This window comes from Delftia sp. DLF01, from assembly GCF_014852125.1.
GTDB classification, from domain to species: Bacteria; Pseudomonadota; Gammaproteobacteria; order Burkholderiales; family Burkholderiaceae_C; genus Comamonas; species Comamonas acidovorans.
Window position 1 is genome coordinate 775465 of the sequence record NZ_JACVAZ010000002.1, and the last position, 22288, is coordinate 797752.

Here is a 22288-nt window from a genome sequence, read left to right on the forward strand (position 1 = left end):
TATCCGCCGGGCCGTGACGGGTGCCTGACAGGGCAGGGATGGTCCCTCTGGCACACCGCATGGATGCGCACATAATGGCGCTGCGCCGCATTTACCCAATGTGACATTTTTTCCTCACGGCCCCCGGCACACGACGCCGAGGAAGCTCAGTGACTGCATCTGCCCCGCCATGTGTAATTTTCTGACTCCCCGCGTCCATGTCATCCCCTCCCACCGAAAACGGCGCCGCTGAGACGCCTTCGCAGCCGGACGAGCCGCGTTCGCTGCGCATCGAGGACTGGCTCACCGTGGTGATCATGGCCCTGCTGGCCCTGATCACCTTCGCCAATGTGCTGGTGCGCTACTTCACTTCCTCCTCCTTCGCCTGGACCGAGGAAATCTCGGTCTTCCTGATGATCCTGCTGGCCATGGTCGCGGGCTCGGCGGCCGTGGCGCGCAACGCCCATATCCGCATCGAGTACTTCGCCGAAGGCGGCAGCGCCCTGCGCAGGAAGCGCCTGGCGCGCTTCGGCACGCTGATGGTGGCCCTGCTGTTCGCCGTGATCGCCGCACTGAGCGTGCGCGTGGTCTGGGACGACTACCGTTTCGAGGAAACCTCGCCCGGCATCGGCGTGCCGCAGTGGTGGTATTCGATGTGGCTGCCGATTTGCTCGGCCCTGATCACGCTGCGCGCGCTGCAGCTGTTCCAGCGCCAGGGCCGCCCTGGCGCCTTCGATGACAGCACCGGGGAGAAGGCGCAATGATCGCAACCCTGCTCTTCATCGCCTTCCTGGGCCTGATGTTCCTGGGCGTGCCGATCGGCGCGGCCCTGGGCCTGGCGGGCGCCGCCGCCATCGCGCTGGCCAGCCCCGACACGCAGTGGTTCGGCCTGCTGGCCGTGCCGCAGAACTTCTATGCGGGCCTGGGCAAGTACCCGCTGCTGGCGATTCCGATGTTCGTGCTCGTGGGCTCGATCTTCGACCGCTCTGGCGTGGCGCTGCGCCTGGTGAACTTCGCCGTGGCCATCGTCGGCCGCGGCCCCGGCATGCTGCCCCTGGTGGCGATTGCCGTGGCCATGTTCCTGGGCGGCATCTCGGGCTCGGGCCCGGCCAATGCCGCCGCCGTGGGCGGCGTGATGATCGCGGCCATGAGCCGCGCCGGCTATCCGGGCAGTTTCTCGGCCAGCGTGGTGGGCGCGGCCGCGGCCACCGACATCCTGATCCCGCCGTCCGTGGCCTTCATCATCTACTCGGTGCTGGTGCCCGGCGCCTCGGTGCCGGCGCTGTTTGCGGCCGGCATGATCCCCGGCATCCTGGCCGGCGTGGCGCTGATCATTCCCGCCGTGTGGATGTCGCGCAAACACAAGATGGGTGCGCTGGAATCGTCCATGCCGCGCCCGCCGTTCTGGCGCAGCCTGCGCGAGGCCTCCTGGGGCCTGGCCGCTCCGGTGCTGATCCTGGGCGGCATGCGCGCCGGCTGGTTCACCCCCACCGAGGCCGCCGTGGTGGCCGTGTTCTACGGCCTGTTCGTGGGCATGGTGATCCACCGCACCATCACGCTGCGCGACCTCTACCCCATCCTGCGCGAGGCCGGCGAGCTGTCGGCCGTGATCCTGCTGGTGGTGTCGCTGGCTGGCATCTTCGCGTTCTCGCTGTCCACGCTGGGCGTGATCGATCCGGTGGCCAAGGCCATCGTGGACTCGGGCCTGGGCGAGTACGGCGTGATGGCGCTGCTGATCCTGCTGCTGATCACCGTGGGCATGTTCCTGGACGGCATCTCCATCTTCCTGATCTTCGTGCCACTGCTGCTGCCGATCATGCAGCACTACAACTGGGACCCGGTGTGGTTCGGCGTCATCCTCACGCTCAAGGTGGCGCTGGGCCAGTTCACGCCGCCGCTGGCCGTGAACCTGATGGTGTCCTGCCGCATCGCGGGCGTGCGCATGGAGTCCACCGTGCGCTGGGTCGGCCCCATGCTGCTGGCCATGTTCCTGGTGATGATCGCCGTGATCGCCTTCCCGCAGCTGGCTCTCTGGCTCCCAGCACGCCTGGGCTACTGATTTCCCAAAAATTCAACAAGGAGACCTTCGCAATGAAACTTCGCACTTTCCTCGCCAGCGGCCTGGCCGCGGCTGCGGCCCTGGCCCTTTCGTCCGCTCCCGCAGTGGCGCAGACTCCGGCCAAGTACAAGAGCGAGTACCGCATGTCGCTGGTGCTGGGCACGGCCTTTCCCTGGGGCAAGGGCGGCGAGATCTGGGCCAACAAGGTGCGCGAGCGCACCAACGGCCGCATCAACATCAAGCTCTACCCGGGCGTGTCCCTGATCCAGGGCGACCAGACGCGCGAATTCAGCGCGCTGCGCCAGGGCGTGATCGACATGGCCGTGGGCTCCACGCTGAACTGGTCGCCCCAGATCAAGGAGCTGAACCTGTTCGCCCTGCCCTTCCTCATGCCCGACTACGCCGCTGCCGACGCGCTCACGCATGGCGAGCCCGGCAAGCGCCTGTTCCAGCGCCTGGAAAAGGCCGGCGTGGTGCCGCTGGCCTGGGGCGAGAACGGCTACCGCGAGATCAGCAACTCCAAGCACGCCATCAAGACCCCTGCCGACCTCAAGGGCCTGAAGATCCGCGTCGTGGGCTCGCCGCTGTTCCTGGACACCTTCACCGCGCTGGGCGCCAACCCCACGCAGATGAGCTGGGCCGATGCCCAGCCCGCCATGGCCAGCGGCGCCGTGGACGGCCAGGAAAACCCCGTCTCGGTCTACATGGCCGCCAAGCTGCAGTCCGTGGGCCAGAAGCATCTGACGCTGTGGGGCTACATCAACGATCCGCTGATCTTCGTGGTCAACAAGGACATCTGGGCCACCTGGACCAAGGAAGACCAGGACATCGTGCGCCAGGCCGCCGTGGACGCCGCCAAGGAGCAGATCGTGATCGCGCGCAAGGGCATGATCGAGGCCGACAAGCCCCTGCTCAAGGACCTGGCCGCCAACGGCGTGACCGTGACCCAGCTCACGCCGGCCGAGCGCGAAGCCTTCGTCAAGGCCACGCGCCCTGTCTACGACAAGTGGAAGCAGCAGGTCGGCACCGACCTGGTGGATGTGGCGGAGAAAGCCATTGCCGCGCGAACTCGTTAGAATGCTATCGGTTGATCGCACACTCCGGTAGAAGCAAAAGGCCCCGCTCTGCGGGGCCTTTTTTTCGCCATCCTCCTGCGCAGGAACGGCCCGCGCCTCCGGCACGCCATCAACGAACGCCATGCCCCATGATGACCTCGGCGAATGGGACAGCCTCTATGAGGCAGCAGCGCCGGCGCCCTGCACGCCCCCCAGCAACATGTCTGTCCCCATCTCGCACAGCAGCTCCTCCAGTGCGCCCGAGGCAATCAGCGGCGAGGCCTCCAGCGAGGCGAAGCGCACCGTGCCCAGCACGGCCCGCGTGGCCACGTAAAGGCGCGCATAGGACAGCGAGGGGCCACCCCAGCGCTGCAGGTGCGCGGCCATGCGCTCGGCGGTCTCGCGCATGGACAGGGCAATGCGCTCGTCACCATCCTGCCGCCAGGCAAAGCGCGCCAGCTTGCGCCGCGCAGGCGTGCGACCCGCAAAGCCCTCGACGATGCAGGCGACCACGCCGCGCGCCACGGCCTCGCGCGGCAGGCCCTGTTCCGACGCCTGCTCCAGCCAGGCCTCGATGGCCGCGACGGCCGCACGGCGCTGGCCATCGACCATGGCGCGGAAAACGGCCTGCTTGTCGGGGAAGTACTGGTAGAGCGTGCCGATGGAGACACCTGCGCGCTCGGCAATGCGGTTGGTGGTGAGCGCGGCTTCGCCCTCCTTGACCAGAATCTGAGCTGCTGCCTGAAGAATGGCCTGCAGCGTGCGCTGCGCACGGGCCTGTACGGGCTGTCTTCTTCTCTGGGATTCAGTGGTAGCGGAGGTATGGGAGGGCATGCGGCAAAACCTGAGCACAAGGCGAGTTTTCTGCCCGGAGTTTAAGCACTACAGTGGCCGGCCATTGCAGCAAATCCCAAGGAATACACCATGAAGAAGCATCAGCACACCGGCGCGTGGGAAGCCCTGGCGTGAAGGGCGTGCAACTGCTGGCCCTGGCCGCCGCCCTGTTCGACACGGCGGCCGCGCTGGCCCACTTCGCCTGCATCGTCTGGGGGGGACGTGGGCTGCGGCTCATGGGTGCCGGCGAGCGCATGGCGCGCATGGCCGAGGCGGGGCACTGGTATCCGCCACTGGTGTCGGCGGCCATCGGCGTGGTGCTGTCGCTGCTGGCGGGGTATGCGCTGGCAGGCGCGGGCCTGCTGGGTCCCCTGCCCTTCATACGCCCGGTGCTGGCCGGGGCCGGCCTGGTGCTGGTGGCGCGGGCCGTGGCCTATCCGTGGCTGAAGCCGCGGTTCCCGGACAACAGCGACCGCTTCTGGCATGTGTCCTCGGCCATCTGCCTGGTCATGGGACTGCTGCACCTGGCAGCAGCCCTTGGGAGGTAAAGGGCTGAATCCAGCCTCAGGCCGTGACGGGCGAGACCAGCGGGCGGCCTTCCAGGTGGCAGCGCATGTTGGCGATGAAGCGGTCCACCGAGGCCTGCACGGCTTCGGGCGACCAGCCGCCCACATGGGGCGTGAGCACCACGGCGTCCAGGTCCAGCAGTTCGGCCGGGGGCGCGGGTTCGCTTTCGTAGACATCCAGGCCCGCTCCGGCAAGGCGGCCTTCGCGCACGGCGGCGGCCAGGGCGGCGGTATCGACCACGCTGCCGCGCGCGATATTGACCAGATGGCCCTGCGGGCCCAGCGCATCCAGCACCTGCGTGTTGATGAGGTGGCGCGTGCCCGGGCCGCCCGGCGTGGCGACCAGCAGCACATCGGCCCATTGCGCCAGGGACAGCAGGTCGCCGAAGTAGCGGTGGGGCAGCTCGCTGCGCTGGCTGCGGTTGTGGTAGCCGATCTCCATCTCGAAGCCCAGCGCGCGCTGGGCGATCTTGGCACCGATGGCGCCCATGCCGAGGATGCCCAGGCGCTTGTGCGAGACATTGGGCGGCAGCGGCATGGCAGTGCGCCAGACGCCGTCGCGCGTGGCGCGGTCCAGGCGCACCAGGCCGCGCACGGAGGCGATCAGCAGCCCCATGGCGTGGTCGGCCACGCAGTCGTCATTGGTGCCCGCGCCATTGCCCACGGCAATGCCATGGGCCTGCGCATGGGCGACATCGATGTTCTCGTAGCCCGCGCCCAGCGCGCAGACCAGCCTGAGGGCCGGCATGCGCTGCATCTGCGCGGCCGACAGGCCGATGGAGCCGATGGTCAGCACGGCCTGGATGCGTGCGCCGTGCTCGGCGAGAGCCGCCTCGCATTGGCTGGCGTCGGGCGCGTAGAGCAGGTCGAAGGAGGGAAAGGCCTGGGCCATCTGGCGCAGATGGCCTTCGGCGTTGAAGTTCAGGACAAGCAGGGCAGGTTGCATGGCGAAAGAGCGGCGCCCGCTGCCGCAGGGAAATCAGCGGCTTCAACGGGCTGTGGGCAAGGGAAAACCCATTGTCCACCCGCCAGGGGCCCTGCGCAGTGCCGCCCTACAGGTCCAGCACCAGCCGGGCGGATTTGGCGCGCGAGCAGCAGGGCAGGAACTGGTCGCAGGCGGCCTGTTCGTCCTCGGTCAGGTACATGTCGCGGTGCTCGGGCTCGCCCGAGAGCACGCGCGTGAGGCAGGTGCCGCACACGCCCTGCTCGCACGAGGTCTGCACCTCCACGCCGATACCGGCCAGCGCCTGGACCACGGTCTGCTCGGGCGCCACGCGCACCACCTGGCCGGTGCTTGCGATCTCGATCTCGAACCCGGCATCGCCCTCGCGCTGCACGGCCTCGCCCGCGAAGAACTCGTAGTGCAGGCTGTCCTCGCCCCAGCCCGACGCGCGGGCATGGCCCAGGGCCGCGTCCATGAAGCCGCGCGGGCCGCAGACATACAGGTGCAGGCCCGCCTGCGGGGCGCCGAGCAGTTGCGCCATGTCGAGCGCGCCCTCGCCATCCACATGCAGGTGCACGCGGTCGGCCCAGGGCATGGACTGCAGCAGGGCCGTGAAGGCCATGCGCTCGCGCGAACGCGCGCAGTAGTGCAGTTCGAAATCGGCACCCTCGCGCGCCAGCTGGCGCGCCATGGCCAGCACGGGCGTGATGCCTATGCCGCCGGCCAGCAGCAGATGCCGCGCAGGGCCGTCTGCATGCAGCGCGAAGTGGTTGCGCGGCGCGCCAATGGCGATCTGCTGGCCTTCCTGCACCTGTTCGTGCACGGCGGCCGAGCCGCCGCGCGAGGCGGCCTCGCGCAGCACGCCGACCACGTAGCGGCCGGTGTCCTGCGGGTCGTTGCACAGCGAGTACTGGCGCACCAGGCCGCCGGGCAGGTGCAGGTCGATGTGCGAGCCGGCCGTGAAGGCGGGCAGGCTCTGGCCGTCCAGCGGCACGAGTTCAAGGCTGCAGATGTCCTGCGCCTCGGCGCATTTGCGCGCGACGCGCACCTGGAGGATGGGGTTGGCTTGCATGGGAAACGTGGGAATGGAGGGGTTCGGAAAAATCAGGCCGCCGCCAGCGCACGTGCGCTGGCCTCGCGCAGCCGGTGGATCACGCGGCGCGCGCGGTTGGGGCCTGCGTCCACGTGGATGTCGATGACGGGGCGCGCGCCAAAGCGCTGCTGGTTGCGGAACTGGGCCTCGATGACGACCTTGTCCTCCTCGAAGGTGGCGGCCGTCTGGTCGATGACCAGGCGCGTGGTGTCCTGCATGTCGGGATGCGGGTTGGTGGCGATGGTCCAGAAGTAGTGGGCCGAATGCTCGGTCTCCGGCGTCACGCCGTGAAAGCCCCGCATGTGAAAGCCTTCGCGCTGCGGGTCGTCCAGCTGCCCGCTGCCCGCATCCATGGCGCCGGTCCAGATGCGCACGTGCGAGGGGTGGAACTCCACCTCCTGCCAGCGGTCGATGCGGCCCGCGAACGGCCAGGCCGCCGCATAGGTGGGCGGCGGGTCGGAGTCGGGCATCCAGCGCAGCACGGTGACGCTGTCGCCCTCCTGGCGGACCTTGAGCTCGGCATTCATGTGGACGCCGGCATTGCCGCCAATGGTCTTGAGGTGCACATAGCCCAGGTGGCTGAGGTCCAGCAGGTTGTCGTGGATGAGCTGGTAGGGCGCGTCGTAGTGGTAGACATCGCCGCCAAAGCGGTAGCGCGCATCGCCGTGCACGGGATAGGCGGGCGGCTCATGCGCGGGCACGGAATCGGGCGTGGCGCCCATCCAGATCCAGAGGATCTGATCACGCTCGCGCAGGTCGAAGGACTTGACGCAGGCCTTGGGCGGTATGCGCTGCTGGCCCGGAATCTCCAGGCACTGCCCGGCGCGGTCGAACAGCAGGCCGTGGTAGCCGCAGCGCAGGCCGCGCGCCTCCACCGTGCCGCAGGACAGCGGCAGCTCGCGGTGGCAGCAGCGGTCTTCCAGCGCGGCGACGCTGCCATCGGGCGTGCGAAACAGCACGACGGGCCGGCCCAGCAGGGTGCGGGCCAGCGGCGCGTCCTGCAGCTCCCAGGCAAAGCCGGCGACATACCACTGGTCCAGCGGGAAGGCGGGCGTGGAGGAGGGTGTGGGGGCAGGCGTGGAGGCAGGTGCAATGGTGGTGCATTCGGTCATGGGGTTCTCCTTCTTGTCTGCAAGTCGCGCTCAATGCGCCGACAGCGTGCGGCCCGTGGCTGCGGGCCTGCCGGCTTCGGGCCCTTGCAGCCGGTGCAGCGACACGATGCAGGCCGCGAACACGAAGGCCGCGCCATAGCCCACGTACAGCTGGCTGGCCGACCAGGAGGCGTCGAGCAGCGAGCCCGCGACCATGGGCGAGACGATGGCGCCGATGCGCCCTATGCCTATGCCCCAGCCCACGCCGGTCACACGCACCTCGCCGCCATAGACCATGGGCGCGATGGCATAGAGCCCGGCCACGCAGCCGTTGACGAAGACGCCGATCAGAAAAGCCAGCGCATACGACAGCAGCAGCGAGCCCGGATTGCTCACGATGAAGCACAGCAGCACGGCCGTGGCCAGCATGAAGCCGGCCAGTGCGCGGTGCACGGGATAGCGCGCCGCCAGCAGGCCCAGCAAGGTGGCGCCCAGGATGCCGCCCAGACTCAGCAACACGCCGCCGGTCACGCCCTGCTCGGGCGTGAGGCCCGAGGCGGCCAGCAGCTTGGGCGTCCAGCTCATGACGAAGTAAAAGCCGAACATCACCGCGAAGAAGGACAGCCAGACCAGCAGCGTGGGCCGGCGCAGGCCCGGCGCGAACAGCTGCAGCGGGCCACGCCGCGCCGGCCCCGCCGATGCGGGCGCGGCAGGCGGCAGCGCCACCAGCGTGGGCAGGCCCAGCCGGCCGACCAGGGCGTTGAGCCGCTGCAGCGCGCCGGCCGGGCGCCGCGCCAGCAAAAAGTCCATGGATTCGGGCAGTCGCCACCAGGCCAGGACCAGCACGCCCAGCGTCACGCAGCCGCCGAACAGGAAGACGGCGCGCCAGTCATGGCGCCCCAGCAGCCACACCGCGATGGAGCCGCCAATGCTGGCGCCCAGCGCATAGCCCGTGGACTGCAGGGTGACGGCCAGGCTGCGCCAGCGCTGCGAGGCGTATTCGCTGGCAATCACGTTGCTGCAGGCCAGGATGCCGCCCACGCCCAGGCCCGTGAGCACGCGCAGCGCCGCAAGCTGGATGGCGCTGTGGCTGAAGGCCGAGCCCAGCATGCCCACGCCCGAGAGGGCCAGGCAGGCCAGGATCAGCGGCCGGCGGCCCAGCCGGTCGGCCCAGGGCGCGATCAGCAGCGATCCGCCCGCCATGCCGAACAGGCCCGCGCTGAGCAGAAAGCCCAGCTGGGCGCCGCTGAGCTGCCAGTGAGCCGACACGGCCGAGGCCGTGAAGGCCATGACCAGCACGTCGAAGCCGTCGATCATGTTGAGCACCATGCACAGGGCTATGACCGACCACTGGAAGCGTGTCATGGGCCGCTGGTCCACGCTGGCGCGCAGATCGGCGCTCATGGCCGCACCCCCTGCGAAAAGGGGATGGAAGATGCGGCGGCGCGGGGCCGCTGCAGGTGAGGGGCAAGCAGGCAGGCAGTCATCGTGGGTCTCCTTGGGGTGGAAGCTCTGGCCGAGCTTTCTTGTGTTTTCAGCCGTTTTCAGCAGTTCATTACGTATGCTGAATGTGATTCAGTTTACTGAATGATGATGTACGTCAAATACCGGGTTTCCCCGATCAGGGTCGGCTCGCCATGCGCGCTGGCGGCCAGGCCGCCCTCAGTCGGCGGACGATGTTTCCGTGGATTCGCGCACGTCGTGCAGCTGCACGAACTTGCGCAGCAGGCGCTTGAACTCGGCCTGCTCTTGGGGTTCGAGCGCGGCCAGCATGCGCTCGTGCAGTTCGTGGACATTGGGCACGAAGCCGGCCAGCATGGTCTCGCCCTCGGCCGTGAGCGTCAGGCGCCGCTGGCGCCGGGGCAGGATCTCGCGCAGCACCCAGCCCTTGGCCTCCAGGCGCGCCGCGATGTCGGCCGTGGTGGAGTTGTCCAGCGCCACCAGCCGCGCCAGCGTCACCTGGTCGATGCCCGGCTTTTCCTGCAGCATGCGCAGGATGGCGTACTGCACGGGCGTCACGTCCGGCCCCAGCACGTCGCGGAACAGCTGCGCCGCGATCTGCTGCGCGCGCCGGATCAGGTGGCCCGGCTGGTCGTAGAGGTCGATGGAAAGCGGATCGGAGGCGGAGTGGACCATCGGTGGCGGCAGGCCTTGCGGCCCTGGGGTTGAAGCCCGCCGAGGTTACCCCATCCCCGGCACCGCCCGCGCCTGCTGGCCTGGCCATGCCGGCAGCCTCAGGCCACGGCGGCGGCAGGCTGGGCCGCTGCTGCGGCCACCGCCGCCGCCTGCTGCTCCTGCGCAATCCATTTGTCGATGACCTTGCGCGACTGCACACCGCCCGCATCGATGTTGAGCTTGAGCAGCTTGCGGTCGGGGTGGGCACTGAGGTTGCGCTGCTGCAGCTCCAGCATCTGCAGGTCTTCGCTGAAGATCTTGTGCTGACCCTCGCGGATGCGGTCGGTGACTTCGGCATCGCCCGGATTGAAGCGGCGCGCCATGCCCCAGAAGTACCACATGGACTCCTCGGTCTCGGGCGTGATGAAGTCCACCACCATGCTGTAGACCTTGTGTTCGTCGGGCGCGTCGTAGCCGCCGTGGCCTGCATGGGCCACGCCGACCTCGATCAACACATGGCTGGGCGGGGTGAAACGGCAGACCTGCCAGCGGTCCACGGGCACCTCGTCGGCCAAGCCGTTGCTGCGCAGCGCCATCTTCCAGAACGGGGGAGCGGGGATGTCGTTCATGAAGCGGCTGGTGACGACCTCGACATCGGCGCCCTCGCCGCGCGTCTCGGTCTTGCAGGGCGTCTCGTCAATCTCGGCCTGGCCGATGGAGCTGGCGTGCACATAGGTCTCGTGCGTCAGGTCCATGAGGTTGTCGATCATCAGCCGGTAGTCGGCCTGGATGTGGAACATGCCGCCGCCGTAGGCCCATTCGGGGTTGTCGTGCCAGGGCAGTTTCGGAATCAGGGCGGCATCGGCCAGCGCCTTGTCGCCGGGCCAGACCCAGATGAAGCCGTGGCGTTCCTCGACGGGATAGCTGCGGATCTCGGGGAAGCCGCGCACGCGCTGGCCCGGCATGGCAATGGTCTTGCCGTCGCAGCCCATCTCCAGCCCGTGGTAGCCGCAGACCAGCTTGCCCTCGCAGACAAAGCCCAGCGACAGGGGCGCGCCGCGGTGCGGGCAGAAATCCTCCACGGCGGCAACGCCGTGCTGCGCGCGGTAGAACGCAATGCGCTCGCCGCAGATGCGACGGCCCAGCGGCTTGTCCTGGATCTCGTCGGACGTGGCGGCCACGTACCAGGTGTTCTTGGGGAATGTGCTCATGGGGGTCTCCTTTATGGGTGGGGTCCGCAGTCCTTGGCGCTGCGGTGGCTGGGGCACGGGCGGCCGAGGCCGCCGGCACGTATCAAGCGCAGATCAAGCGCGGATCGGGCTCGAATCAGGCTCGGATCAACTGCACGCCAGGAACCGCGTGGCTGCCGGGCTCGCTCACGGCCTCGCGCAGGTTGCGGCGCGCAATGCGCGAGTGCTCTTTCATCAGCGCCTCGGCCCGGGCGCCCTCGCGCGCGGCAATGGCGTCCAGCACCTGGCGGTGCTGGTCCTGGGCCACCATCAGGCTGTGGCGCGCACGCGGGGATTCGGCCCGCGCCAGCACAAAGCCCGAAGGCGAGGCGAAGGGCATGCGCACCACGCGCTCCAGCTCGCGCTGCATGACGCTGCTGCCGGCCATGGAGTGCAGCAAGTCGTGGAATTCGGAGTTCAGCGCCACATAACGCGAGAAGGCCTCATCGCCCCAGTCGGCCGTCTCCAGCACACGGTCGATGGCATCCAGGCAGCGGCCGGCCTGGGCCAGCAGCGGCTCGGCCACGCCGCGCTCGGCCGCCCAGCGCGCGGCCAGGCCTTCCAGCGTGCCGCGCAGTTCGATGGCATCGGCCACATCGGCCTCGGAGAACAGCCGCACGCGGTAGCCGCGCCCGCCGGCCATGGCTTCGAGCAGGCCTTCCTGCTCCAGCCGCATCAGCGCGGCGCGCACCGGCGTGCGCGAGATGCCCAGGCGCTGCACCACGGTGAGCTCGGCGATGCGCTCGCCTGCGGGCAGTTCGCCCGCAAGAATCATCTCGCGCAGTTGCAGCTGGGCCTTGATGACCTGGGAGTGGCTTTCCGCTTCGGAGGCGGCGGGGGCAAGCTGGGGGCTCATGGGGCTTTGTCTGGATGGAATGGCGTGAATGTATACATCCAAGGCGATTCATGGTGCATTTTTCCGCAAAAACACGGGAAAACACCAATCAAATGTATACAACCAATCCCAGCAAAGACAGTGACCCGCCTGTTTGTATACATCGCCATGGCATCATGGCCGGCTCCCTTTTTCCCCTGCCGCTGCAACCCAGGAGGTCACCCTTGCCGACGTTTTCCCGACACCCCGCCATGGCCGCCCACATCCTCAACCTGGCACGGGATGCCAGCGCCGATGCGCAGGCTCCGCAGGCCTATCCGATCAAGGACTTCTTCCGCAATCCGGAGCGCGGCTTCTTCCGCCTGGCCGATGACGGAAGCATGCTGGGCTTCATGCAGCCGGTCAGCGTGGACGGCCATCCGGCGCGCATGAACATTCATGTGCAGGCACTGGAGGGCAGCACCCCTGTGGGCGAGCCGCGCCGCATCACGGCCGAGACCGAGCGCGACATCAGCAACTTCTTCTGGAAGGGCTCGGATGTGGTGCTCTATCAGAAGGACTTCGGCGGCGACGAGAACTTCCACGTGCAGGCGGTCAACGCGCGCAGCGGCCAGGCCACCGACCTGACGCCCTGGGACGGCGTGCGCGCCAGCATCGAGGACGACCTGGAAGACGACCCCGACCATGTGCTGATCAGCCACAACCAGCGCGATGCCGAGGTCTTCGACGTGTACCGCGTGAATGTGCACACGGGCGCGGCGCAACTGGTGGCGCAGAACCCCGGCAACATCGTCGGCTGGCAGACCGACCACGCAGGCCGCGTGCGGGCCGCCGTGGCCAGCGACGGCCTGAACAGCGCCCTGCTCTACCGCGACGACGAGGCCGGCGAGTTCCAGCCCCTGATCACCACCGACTACCGCACCAGCGTCAGCCCGGCCTTCTTCACCTTCGACGACCAAAAGCTCTACGCCCTGTCCAACCGGGGCCGCGACAAGCTGGCCCTGGTGGTCATCGACCCGGCCCGGCCCGACGAGGAAGAGGAAATCTTCGTGCCCGAGGAAGTCGATCTGGGCGCGGCGGCCTATTCGCGCAAGCGCCGCGTGCTCACCCTGGCCGCCTACCAGACCGACAAGCCGCAGTACCGCTTCTTCGATGCCGAGACCGAAGCCCTGTACGGCCGGCTGGCCGCGCAGCTGCAGGGCTACGACTTCGCCATCCAGGGCGCCAACCGCGCCGAGGACAAGTTCATCGTCGCCGCCTTCAACGACCGCACGCCGGGCGCGCGCTACATCTACGACGCGGCCGCCGATGCGCTGACCAAGCTGGCCGACATCAACCCGGCCATTCCCGAGTCCGCCATGTCGCGCGTGCAGCCCGTCAGCTACACCAGCCGCGACGGCCTGACCATCCACGGCTACCTGACCCTGCCGGCCGGCCGCGAGCCCAGGAACCTGGCCTGCATCATCAACCCGCACGGCGGCCCCTGGGCCCGCGACGGCTGGGGCTACAACCCCGAGGTACAGTTCCTCGCCAACCGGGGCTTTTGCGTGCTGCAGGTGAACTTCCGGGGCTCCACGGGCTATGGCCGCGCGTTCTGGGAAGCGGGATTCGGCCAATGGGGCCTGAAGATGCAGGACGACATCACCGATGGCGTGCACTGGCTGATCGACCAGGGCATTGCCGACCCTGCGCGCATCGGCATCTACGGCGGCAGCTATGGCGGCTATGCCACGCTGGCCGGCGTGGCCTTCACGCCCGACCTGTATGCGGCGGCCGTGGACTATGTGGGCGTGTCCAACCTGTTCACCTTCATGAAGACCATTCCGCCCTACTGGAAGCCGCTGCTGGACCAGATGCACGCCATGGTGGGCGATCCCGAGCGCGACAGGGAGCGCCTGGCCGCCACCTCGCCGGCCCTGCATGTGGACCGCATCAAGGCGCCGCTGTTCATCGCCCAGGGCGCGCGCGATCCGCGCGTGAACAAGGACGAGAGCGACCAGGTGGTGAAGGCGCTGCGCGAGCGCGGCGTCGAGGTGCAGTACATGGTCAAGGACAACGAGGGCCACGGCTTTCACAACGACGAGAACAAGTTCGAGTTCTACGAGGCCATGGAGCAGTTCCTGGTCACGCACCTCAAGCCCTGAAGCCGTCCAGGCGCCCGGCCACCCGGCCACCCAGTCCCTCGGCCGCCCCGCGCTACAGCACGGCGGGCTCCCCGCTTTGCTGCAGCGCCCACATGTCCGCATAGCGCCCGCCCGCCGCGACCAGCTGGGCGTGGGTGCCGCGCTCGACGATGCGCCCGGCATCCATGACCAGGATCTCGTGCGCATCGACCACGGTGGACAGGCGGTGGGCAATCACCAGCGCAGTCTTGTTGCGCGCGGCGCTTTGCAGCTCGGCCTGGATGGCGCGCTCGTTGGCCGAGTCCAGCGCCGAGGTCGCCTCGTCAAAGATCAGGATGGGCGGGTCCTTGAGCAGGGTGCGCGCAATCGCCACCCGCTGCTTTTCGCCGCCAGACAGCTTGAGGCCGCGCTCGCCCACGCGCGTAGCATAGCCCTGGGGCGTGGCCTGGATGAAGTCGTGGATGCGCGCGGCGCGCGCGGCGGCCACCACCTGGTCGCGGCTGGCGCCGGGGCGGCCGTAGGCGATGTTGTATTCCACCGTGTCGTTGAAGAGCACCGTGTCCTGCGGCACGATGCCCACGGCGCCGCGCACGCTGTCCTGGGTCAGCTCGCGCAGGTCGTGCCCGGCGATGCGCACATGGCCGGCCTGCACGTCGTAGAAGCGGAAGATCAGCCGCGCCAGCGTGCTCTTGCCCGAGCCCGAAGGGCCGACCACGGCCACGGTCTTGCCGGCCGGAATGGTGAAGCTCACGTCCTTGAGAATGGGGCGCTCGGGGTCATAGGCAAAGTCCACATGCTCGAAGCGCAGCTCGGGCGGCGCGCCGTCGGCCGGCAGGGGCCGGGCGCCGGGCGCGTCGGCCACCTCGCGTTCCTTGTCCATGAGGGTGAACATGCGCTCCAGGTCGGTCAGGCTCTGCTTGATCTCGCGGTAGATCACGCCCAGAAAGCCCAGCGGGATGTAGAGCTGGATCATGAAGGCATTGACCATGACCAGGTCGCCCAGCGACAGCCGCCCGTCCACCACGCCCTGCGTGGCGCGCCAGAGGATGGCGACCAGGGCCGTGGCGATGATCAGCTGCTGCCCGCAGTTGAGCATGCTCAGCGTGGTCTGGCTCTTGAGGCGCACGCGGCGCAGCGCCTCCAGGTTCTCGTCATAGCGCCGCGCCTCGAAGCCCTCGTTGCCGAAGTACTTGACGGTCTCATAGTTCAGCAGCGAGTCGATGGCCTTGGTGTGCGCCGCCGACTCCTGGGCATTGGCCTCGCGCCGAAAGCGCGTGCGCCACTCGGTCACCGTGACGGTGAACGTGATGTAGAACACCAGCGCCGCCAGCGTGATGACCGCGAACCAGATGTCGAAGCGCAGCGCCAGGATGCCCAGCACCAGCGCCATTTCGATGAAGGTGGGCAGGATGCTGTAGAGCGAATACGAGATCAGCGACTCGGTGCTGCGCACGCCGCGCTCGATGTCGCGCGTCATGCCGCCGGTCTGGCGCTCCAGGTGAAAGCGCAGGCTCAGCGCATGCAGGTGCTCGAAGGTGGACAGCGCAATCGCCCGCGAGGCGCCCTGCGTGGCCTTGGCAAAGACCAGGTCGCGCAGTTCGGTGAACAGCGAGCTGGAAAAGCGCAGCAGCCCGTAGGCCAGCAACAGGGCCACGGGCACGACGAGCACCGCGCGGGCGTCGCCGGCCTTCAGATCCAGCGCATCGACCAGGTGCTTGAGCAGCACCGGCACGCCCACGTTGGCGAGCTTGGCCCCGATCATGAAGCCCAGCGCCGCCAGCACGCGCCACTTGTATTGCCACAGGTAGGGCAGCAGGCGCCGCAGCGCGTTCCAGTCCCGCGACGGTGCCGGGGTTGGGACTAAGGGTAAATCCGTAGGGGAAGCGCTCTCGCGTCGCATGAAAGACAATTCTCGGTTGTTATATTGACCCGATTGTGCCCATGCCACCCCGCCCCGACCTCCCGCCCCATCCCTTGCCCGCAGACAAGGAGCTGGTTCTCAAGGTCATTCCCATGCCCGCCGATGTCAACGCCAATGGCGACATCTTCGGCGGCTGGGTCATGGCGCAGGTCGACCTGGCAGGTTCCGTGCTGCCCTCGCGCCTGGGCCAGAGCCGCATGGTCACCGTGGCCGTGAACGAGTTCATCTTCAAGCAGCCCGTGCGCGTGGGCGACATCCTGTCGTTCTACTCCAGCGTGCAGCGCGTGGGCCGCACCTCGGTCACGGTCGATGTCGAGGTCTATGCCGAGCGCTTTGCCGACCAGGGCCGCTTCGTCAAGGTGACCGAAGCCCTGCTGACCTACGTGGCCATCGACGGCCAGGGCAAGCCCCAGTCGCTGCCGGACAACGACCAAGTGCGCTCCTGGCGCGCATCGGCCGAGCGCAATGCAGAACGCAAGCAGCAGCAGGCCGGCTGAACCCGCCCCGCCTCTGCAGCCATGAAAAAAGCGACCTTCGCAGGTCGCTTTTTCATTTCCGGCAGCAGAGATGGCTCATGCCAGCGACGGCGTGACGCGCGGCTGCAGCGAAGCCGCTGCGGTGGCCGCAGCCAGGGCAGCGGAACTGCTGGCGGCGCTGTCGCTGGAGACGGCCGACGAGGAAGAGGACAGGCTGGAGGCGCTGGACGCCACGGCCGAACCCGAAGATGAACGCGGCGAGGAGCCGGCCTCGATCTGGCCCGTGAGCTCGCCGCCCTCTTCGATCACCACCTTGCCGTAGCGGATCTTGCCGCTGACCTTGCCCGTGCCGTAGATGACCAGCTTCTCGCGCACGGTCAGCGTGCCGTCGAACACGCCATGGATCTCGGCGATATCGATCTCGGCCGTGCCATGGAAGGCGCCCTGCTCGGCGATCTGGATCACGCGCGAGTCCATGGTGGCCTCCACCGTGCCTTCGACCACCAGCGTGTCGCAATCGGTGATCTCCACGCCCTTGAGCTTGATGTTGGGGCCCACGGTGAGCTTGCTGCCCGGAGAGTCCTGCGACACAGGCGAGGCCTGGCGCTGGGTGGATGCCGGGCTGCTCACGCTGGAGCTGGGCATGACGGCTCCCGAAGGGCTGCCGCCCGTGCTGGCGGCGCCTGTGCCGCTGCCCAGGGTGTTGCGGGAGGTGAAAGCATCGTTGTCGCGCTTGCCAAAGAACGGGTTCTGAACAGCCATGGGTGGGTCTCCTTCGGAAAAATCCGATGCTACGCACACGAACTGGCAACAAATGCCGGCATCTCGCAAGAACGGTAACGAGATGGTTCTCCCGTTTCATGTGCTTGCAAGCCTTTCTCGATCACACACCGCGCATGCGCAGGTCGCGCAGCGGACATGCGCAAATCAATAGGTGCATCTACACTTATTTCCATTCCAGGCCACCTGCCCCACGCCCCATGACCTCCTCCACCTCAAGCGCCGCCAGTCCGGTCTGCACCTGCTTCATGGTGCGCAGCCTGTCGCGCAAGATCTCGCAGCTCTATGACGACACGCTGGCGCCCAGCGGCCTGCGCGGCACGCAGTTCAGCCTGCTGGTGCAGGCACGCAATGCGCCCGACGGCCCGCCCACGGTCTCGGCCCTGGCCGAGCAGTTGCACACCGACCGCACGACGATGACGCGCAACCTGCGCACGCTGCAGCAGGCCGGCTTCATCGACCTGGTTCCCGGCGCGGATGCGCGCAGCCGCTGCGTGGTGGTCACGCCCGAAGGCCGCGCCCGCATCCGCGAGGCTGCCGCCCTGTGGCGCCAGGCCCAGCAGCGCGTGCGCGAGCTGTGCGGCAGCGAGCAGATCGGCGCGCTGGAAAGCCTGGTGCTGGGCATGCTGCCCGTGCTGGAAACGGCCACGCAGGAGAGCGCGGAATGAGCGCCGCCCTGCCCTCCGCAGCCCCTGGCGCTGCGGCCAGCGGGTCCGCGCATCCGTTGGTCAGCGGCCCCATCGCCTCCACCCTGATGCGCCTGGCCGTGCCCAACATGGTGGCGCTGAGCATGTCGGTGCTGGTCGCCGTGGCCGAGACCTACTACGTGGGGCAGCTGGGAACCGTATCGCTGGCGGCCATGGCCCTGGTGTTTCCGCTGGCCATGCTCACGCAGATGATGAGCAACGGTGCCATGGGCAGCGGCGTGTCCTCGGCCATCAGCCGCGCGCTGGGTGCGGGCGACGGCGCGCGTGCCTCGGCACTGGCCCTGCACGCCATCGTGATCGGCGCCATCGCAGGCCTGCTGTACTCGCTCATCTTCGTGCTCTGCGGCGCCACCTTCTACGGCTGGCTGGGCGGGCGCGGCGAGGTGCTGGCAGCGGCCACAGGCTTTGGCGCCGTGCTGTTCAGCGGCGCCATCCTGGTGTGGCTGTGCAATACGCTGGCCTCGGTGGTGCGGGGCACGGGCAATATGCGCATGCCGTCGGCCGTGATCTTTGCGGCCTCGCTGGTGCAGATCGCCGTCGGCGGCACGCTGGGGCTGGGCCTGGGGCCCATGCCGCGCTGGGGCATGCCGGGCGTGGCCGTGGGCAACATCGTGGCCATGGTGCTGGCCGTGGCGGCCTTTCTGGCCTACCTGCAGTGGGGCCAGCAGCGCCTGCAGCTGGACTGGCGCACGCCGCGCCTGGCCTGGCCCATGTTCCGCGACATCCTGCGCGTGGGCGCCCTGGCCTGCCTGTCGCCCGTGCAAACGGCGCTGGCCGCGCTGCTGCTGACAGGCATGGTCGCCCGCCTGGGCCCGCTGGCCCTGGCCGGCTACGGCATAGGCCAGCGGCTGGAGTTCCTGCTGATCCCCATGGCCTTCGGCGTGGGCATGGCCGCCGTGCCCATGGTGGGCATGGCCATGGGCGCCGGCCAGGTGGCCCGCGCGCGCCGCGTGGCCTGGTCGGGCGGCGCCATGGCCGCCGCCCTGCTGGGCGTGCTGGGCCTGGTGGTCATGGTCTGGCCGCAGCTGTGGTCAGGCATCTTCACCGGCGACCCGGCCGTGCGCGCCTATGCCGACCTCTACCTGCGCACCGTGGGCCCGGCCTTCGGGCTGTTCGGCCTGGGACTGGTGCTGTACTTCGCCTCCCTGGGCGCAGGCCGCGTCTGGGCTCCCGTGCTGGCCGGCACGGTGCGCCTGCTGATCGTGGTGGTGGGCGGCGGCTGGCTCATGTCCAGCGGCCTGGGCAGCGCCCAGTCGCTGTTCATCCTCGTGGCCGTGGCCATGGCCGCCTATGGCGCAGGCACGGCCTGGGCCGTGTGGCGCGCGCGCTGGGGGTGAAGACACGCAAAAAAGAAGGCCCGCAGTCAGCGGGCCATGCTTCAAGAAACGATGTACGCCGCCGTCCCCGTGGACAGCAAGCTGCCATCGGCCCCCAGGAATTCCATGCGCGTGTTGGCCACGCGCGAACCCAGCCGCAGCACCTCGGCGCGCAGGATGAATTCGCTGCCTATGCCGGGGCGCAGGTAGTCCACGCGCAGGTCGATGGTGCCCAGGCGCGAGAAGCGGTGCAGGCGCTGCAGCGGCGCATCGTCCATGTGCTTGGCGCCGATGGCGGCCATGACGGCCAGGCCACCCATGGAGTCCAGACCGGCGCTGATCACGCCGCCGTGGATGCGCTGGTAGGCGGCGTGGCCGATGAGCTCGGGCCGCATGGTGATGCGGCCTTCAACCCGCTCGGGCAGCACTTCGGTGATGCGCAGGCCCAGCACCTGGTTGAAGGCGATCTGGCGCTCGAACACTTCGCGCAGCCCGGCGATGAACTCGGGCTCGAACTGCACGGGCGCCTCGGAGGCCTTCGTGGATTTCAGCACTGGCTGAAGTCCGGCTTGCGCTTTTCCATGAACGCGGTGAACGCCTCCTTGGCAGCAGGCCCGCCCATCAGCTTGCCGAAGCTCGCGCCCTCCTCGGCCATGCGCTCGCGCACCAGGCCGGACTGGCCGGCCTTCATGAGGCGCTTGGTCTCGATCAGGGCCGACAGAGGCTTGGCGGCCAGCTTCCTGGCCTGGGCCTGGGCCAGCGCATTGCATTCGCTGGGCGGCACGACGCGGTTGACCAGGCCCACTTCCAGGGCGGCTTCGGCCAGGAAGGGCTCGCCCAGCAGCAGGGCCTCGGCCGCGCGGTGGTAGCCGAGCATCTGGGGCAGCAGCAGGCTGGAGGCCGCTTCGGGGCACAGGCCCAGGTTCACGAAGGGCAGCGAGAAGGCCGCGTTGTCGCCCGCATAGACCAGGTCGCAGTGCAGCAGCAAGGTGGTGCCGATGCCCACGGCCGGGCCGCAGACGGCGGCGATCACGGGCTTGGGAAAGGCGGCGATGTTGTGCAGGAAGCGCCAGACGGGGCGCTGCTCGCCCTCCGGCCTGGCGGCGCCGCCGGCCGACTGCTTGAGGAAGTCGGCAATGTCGTTGCCCGCGCTGAAGATGGCCATGTCGCCCTGGAAGACCACGCAGCGCACGGCGGCGTCTTCGCCGGCCTGGGCCAGCGCATCGGCCATGCTGGCGTACATGGCCTCGGTGATGGAGTTCTTCTTGTCTGCGCGGTTGAAGGTGATGGTGCAGACACCGGCTTCGGTGTGCACGAGGATGTCCTGGGTGGTTTCGCTCATGATGGTCTTGCCTTGCTTATTCCTTGAAATACACGATCTGGTGGCTGCTCGCCAGCATCACGCCGGCCTCGCTCCACAGCTGGGCGCTCTGGTCGAAGAAGCCGTTGCGAAATTCCTGGCCGCGCGCCTGGGCCAGCAGGTGGCCCGTGCCTGCGGCGGCCAGTTCCTCGCGCCCCGCATGGAAGTAGACGGTGATGGACACCGTGCCCGCCGGGGTGCGCTGTGCGCGGCGCAGCCACACGCGCGGGAAGAATACGTCAGCCAGGCCGGCCAGCGCGCAAAAATCCAGTGCGCGCGGCGGCTCGTCGCGCACCCACAGGCGCGTGAGGCTGTCGGTCTCGCGGCCATCCCAGGTCTGGGGAATGATGCCGTCGAGAAAGCGCATGTCGTAGCGGTTGAGCCATTCCACGCCGCCCAGCGGCGGCACGCGCGGCACGGTGGCGGGCGCAGGCACCTCGGGCATGGCCAGGTCGGTGCCGCCCCAGGTGCTGCGCCGCACGGCCGTGACGGCCGTGGCCGTGGTGACCACCTGGGCATCACCATCCTGGTCGGGCTGGGTGATGGTCAGCAGCCAGTGCTGGGTGGAGCGGTTGGTGCGAACGGGGCGGGCTTCGATGTCGAAGCGCCCCGCGCCCAGCGCAGCTGCGTAGTTGACGGTGATGGACAGCGGATCGCCCAGGCACAGCGGATGCTGCTGGATGGCCTGCACCAGCGCGGCGGCGGTGATGCCGCCGTACGGGCCCACCATGTTCCAGTAGTCCTGCGTGGTCTGGCCCTGGTAGTGGCCAACGGCGCCGGTGGGCGTGAGCGCCACGGCCTGGTCGAGAGGATGGATGTCTGTGCTCATGGCAAACGAGTGTGATGGCAAGCGGGGCCCGCGTCCGTCAAGCCGGCGACTCTGCGGGTGAGGGAAAGCGCGGGTGGGCCGCGGCTGCCGGCGCCTTGGTCCAGCCCGAGAACACGTCCACGGCCCGGCCCCAGAGCGCGTCGCGCATATCGGCGCGGAAGAAGCCGAAATGCCCTATGCGCCGCAACTGCAGGGCCTTGGGCTCGATGCGCTCGATGCGGCTGGGGGCATTGGCGTAGAGCGCGAACAGGTGCTCGGTGCCGCGCCAGGTCATGAGTTCGTCGTCGCTCATGGACAGCGCCATCACCGGAAAGCGCACGGCGGCGTAGCTGCGCGCGGCGGCCTCGCCCTCGGCACCCACGCTGTAGCGCGGGTTCAGGCACCAGCGGCGCCACTGCAGCATGACGCCGGCCGGCAGGTCGCCCACCTTGCGCAGGCGCCGGCCCGGAAAGTAGCCGCACAGGCGCGTGGCCACGGGCACCAGCACATGCCAGAAATAGGGAACCATGCGCTTGAGGCGAGGCGCATTGTCACGCCAGTAGCCGCTGCCGGCCGCAATGCTCAAAAGGCCGTCCACCAGCTGCGGGGAGCGCAGCAGGCCCGGCAGCTGGGCGCCCAGGCTGTGGCCGATCAGGAACAGCGGCTGGTCCGGCAACTGCGCCTTGGCATGGGCGATGACTGCCTCGTAGTCGCGCGCCCAGTCGCACAGGTCGGCACGCACCTGGCGCAAAGATCCTTGCAGGGAATCGCCATGGCCCCGGTAGTCAAAGCTGGTCACCCGATAGCCCTGGCCAGCAAGCCAGGTGGCAAAGGCCTCGTAGAAGGCCTGGCGCACCCCCATGGCCCCGCCGATGACCACGCTGGCGCGCGGCGGGCCAGCGGGCGTGTAGACGCGCAGCGCCAGCGTGGCGCCGTCGCTGCTGAGTTGGTGTTGTTCCATGGCTGTCTCCTGGTCGGTGCCGCAATGTGCTGACACC

At 68.6% G+C, this 22288-nt stretch carries 22 protein-coding genes; 8 read left to right on the top strand and 14 right to left on the bottom strand.

Annotated features, from left to right (window positions below; all coding sequences use genetic code 11):
- Positions 1-197: 197 nt before the first annotated feature.
- From IB269_RS11945 to IB269_RS11955, 3 genes are read left to right on the top strand one after another with little or no spacing between them, the layout of a single operon-like run.
- Complete coding sequence (locus IB269_RS11945) at positions 198-743, top strand: TRAP transporter small permease (protein ID WP_192367237.1); 546 nt, start codon at positions 198-200, stop codon at positions 741-743.
- On the top strand, positions 740-2038 hold the full coding sequence (locus IB269_RS11950; protein ID WP_043819923.1) for a TRAP transporter large permease: 1299 nt from the start codon (positions 740-742) through the stop codon (positions 2036-2038). Before IB269_RS11945 ends, IB269_RS11950 begins: the two co-directional genes overlap by 4 nt.
- Positions 2039-2070: 32 nt before the next feature.
- On the top strand, positions 2071-3114 hold the full coding sequence (locus tag IB269_RS11955; RefSeq protein ID WP_012203290.1) for a DctP family TRAP transporter solute-binding subunit: 1044 nt from the start codon (positions 2071-2073) through the stop codon (positions 3112-3114).
- Between the two features lie 156 nt (positions 3115-3270).
- Here the strand turns inward: IB269_RS11955 and IB269_RS11960 are convergent, their stop codons facing one another.
- On the bottom strand, positions 3271-3927 hold the full coding sequence (locus IB269_RS11960) for a TetR/AcrR family transcriptional regulator (RefSeq protein WP_192367238.1): 657 nt from the start codon (positions 3925-3927) through the stop codon (positions 3271-3273).
- 116 nt (positions 3928-4043) lie between these two features.
- On the opposite strand from IB269_RS11960, the gene IB269_RS11965 reads away from it, so the two are divergent.
- Complete coding sequence (locus tag IB269_RS11965; RefSeq protein ID WP_318652152.1) at positions 4044-4475, top strand: hypothetical protein; 432 nt, start codon at positions 4044-4046, stop codon at positions 4473-4475.
- 16 nt (positions 4476-4491) lie between these two features.
- Here the strand turns inward: IB269_RS11965 and IB269_RS11970 are convergent, their stop codons facing one another.
- The 7 genes from IB269_RS11970 to IB269_RS12000 all read right to left on the bottom strand — a co-directional run bounded on the left by IB269_RS11970 (position 4492) and on the right by IB269_RS12000 (position 11820).
- Positions 4492-5439 carry a 2-hydroxyacid dehydrogenase gene (locus IB269_RS11970; protein WP_012203287.1) on the bottom strand — a complete coding sequence of 316 codons (948 nt, stop codon included), beginning with the start codon at positions 5437-5439 and terminating at the stop codon, positions 4492-4494.
- A gap of 106 nt (positions 5440-5545) precedes the next feature.
- Positions 5546-6508: a PDR/VanB family oxidoreductase gene (locus IB269_RS11975; protein WP_192367239.1), complete on the bottom strand. Its 963-nt coding sequence runs from the start codon at positions 6506-6508 to the stop codon at positions 5546-5548.
- A gap of 32 nt (positions 6509-6540) precedes the next feature.
- Complete coding sequence (locus tag IB269_RS11980) at positions 6541-7641, bottom strand: aromatic ring-hydroxylating dioxygenase subunit alpha (protein WP_192367240.1); 1101 nt, start codon at positions 7639-7641, stop codon at positions 6541-6543.
- Between the two features lie 30 nt (positions 7642-7671).
- The gene (locus IB269_RS11985) at positions 7672-9024 is read right to left on the bottom strand and encodes an MFS transporter (RefSeq protein WP_192367241.1); all 1353 of its coding nucleotides are present in this window, start codon (positions 9022-9024) and stop codon (positions 7672-7674) included.
- A 258-nt stretch (positions 9025-9282) separates the two neighbouring features.
- Positions 9283-9756, bottom strand: coding sequence for a MarR family winged helix-turn-helix transcriptional regulator (locus IB269_RS11990; RefSeq protein ID WP_047326188.1), 474 nt, complete (start codon positions 9754-9756; stop codon positions 9283-9285).
- Between the two features lie 98 nt (positions 9757-9854).
- Positions 9855-10946: an aromatic ring-hydroxylating oxygenase subunit alpha gene (locus IB269_RS11995; protein WP_013804187.1), complete on the bottom strand. Its 1092-nt coding sequence runs from the start codon at positions 10944-10946 to the stop codon at positions 9855-9857.
- A 115-nt stretch (positions 10947-11061) separates the two neighbouring features.
- Entirely contained in the window at positions 11062-11820 is a 759-nt protein-coding gene (locus tag IB269_RS12000) for a GntR family transcriptional regulator (RefSeq protein WP_012203281.1), read from the bottom strand.
- A 230-nt stretch (positions 11821-12050) separates the two neighbouring features.
- On the opposite strand from IB269_RS12000, the gene IB269_RS12005 reads away from it, so the two are divergent.
- Positions 12051-13943 (top strand): alpha/beta hydrolase family protein, encoded by a 1893-nt coding sequence (locus tag IB269_RS12005; protein ID WP_192367242.1) that lies wholly within the window; start codon positions 12051-12053, stop codon positions 13941-13943.
- A 52-nt stretch (positions 13944-13995) separates the two neighbouring features.
- Here the strand turns inward: IB269_RS12005 and IB269_RS12010 are convergent, their stop codons facing one another.
- A complete protein-coding gene (locus IB269_RS12010; RefSeq protein ID WP_192367243.1) occupies positions 13996-15822 on the bottom strand; it encodes an ABCB family ABC transporter ATP-binding protein/permease in 1827 nt (608 codons plus the stop codon).
- 41 nt (positions 15823-15863) lie between these two features.
- Between IB269_RS12010 and IB269_RS12015 the strand changes: the two genes are divergently transcribed.
- Entirely contained in the window at positions 15864-16340 is a 477-nt protein-coding gene (locus IB269_RS12015; protein WP_013804190.1) for an acyl-CoA thioesterase, read from the top strand.
- Positions 16341-16415: 75 nt separating this feature from the next.
- Here the strand turns inward: IB269_RS12015 and IB269_RS12020 are convergent, their stop codons facing one another.
- Positions 16416-17081 (bottom strand): bactofilin family protein, encoded by a 666-nt coding sequence (locus IB269_RS12020; RefSeq protein ID WP_012203277.1) that lies wholly within the window; start codon positions 17079-17081, stop codon positions 16416-16418.
- Between the two features lie 218 nt (positions 17082-17299).
- Here IB269_RS12020 and IB269_RS12025 point away from each other — a divergent pair, with 218 nt between their 5' ends.
- Positions 17300-17767, top strand: coding sequence for a MarR family winged helix-turn-helix transcriptional regulator (locus IB269_RS12025; RefSeq protein ID WP_013804191.1), 468 nt, complete (start codon positions 17300-17302; stop codon positions 17765-17767).
- Positions 17764-19143: an MATE family efflux transporter gene (locus IB269_RS12030; RefSeq protein WP_043819903.1), complete on the top strand. Its 1380-nt coding sequence runs from the start codon at positions 17764-17766 to the stop codon at positions 19141-19143. The genes IB269_RS12025 and IB269_RS12030 overlap by 4 nt, the downstream gene beginning before the upstream one ends.
- A gap of 41 nt (positions 19144-19184) precedes the next feature.
- On the opposite strand, the gene IB269_RS12035 is transcribed toward IB269_RS12030, so the two are convergent.
- From IB269_RS12035 to IB269_RS12050, 4 genes are read right to left on the bottom strand one after another with little or no spacing between them, the layout of a single operon-like run.
- Positions 19185-19676 carry a thioesterase family protein gene (locus IB269_RS12035; protein ID WP_043819902.1) on the bottom strand — a complete coding sequence of 164 codons (492 nt, stop codon included), beginning with the start codon at positions 19674-19676 and terminating at the stop codon, positions 19185-19187.
- Positions 19670-20464, bottom strand: coding sequence for an enoyl-CoA hydratase (locus IB269_RS12040; RefSeq protein WP_013804194.1), 795 nt, complete (start codon positions 20462-20464; stop codon positions 19670-19672). The genes IB269_RS12035 and IB269_RS12040 overlap by 7 nt, the downstream gene beginning before the upstream one ends.
- Before the next feature lie 16 nt (positions 20465-20480).
- Positions 20481-21311: an acyl-CoA thioesterase gene (locus tag IB269_RS12045; RefSeq protein WP_192367244.1), complete on the bottom strand. Its 831-nt coding sequence runs from the start codon at positions 21309-21311 to the stop codon at positions 20481-20483.
- Between the two features lie 37 nt (positions 21312-21348).
- On the bottom strand, positions 21349-22251 hold the full coding sequence (locus IB269_RS12050; protein ID WP_016451807.1) for an alpha/beta fold hydrolase: 903 nt from the start codon (positions 22249-22251) through the stop codon (positions 21349-21351).
- Positions 22252-22288: the final 37 nt, after the last annotated feature.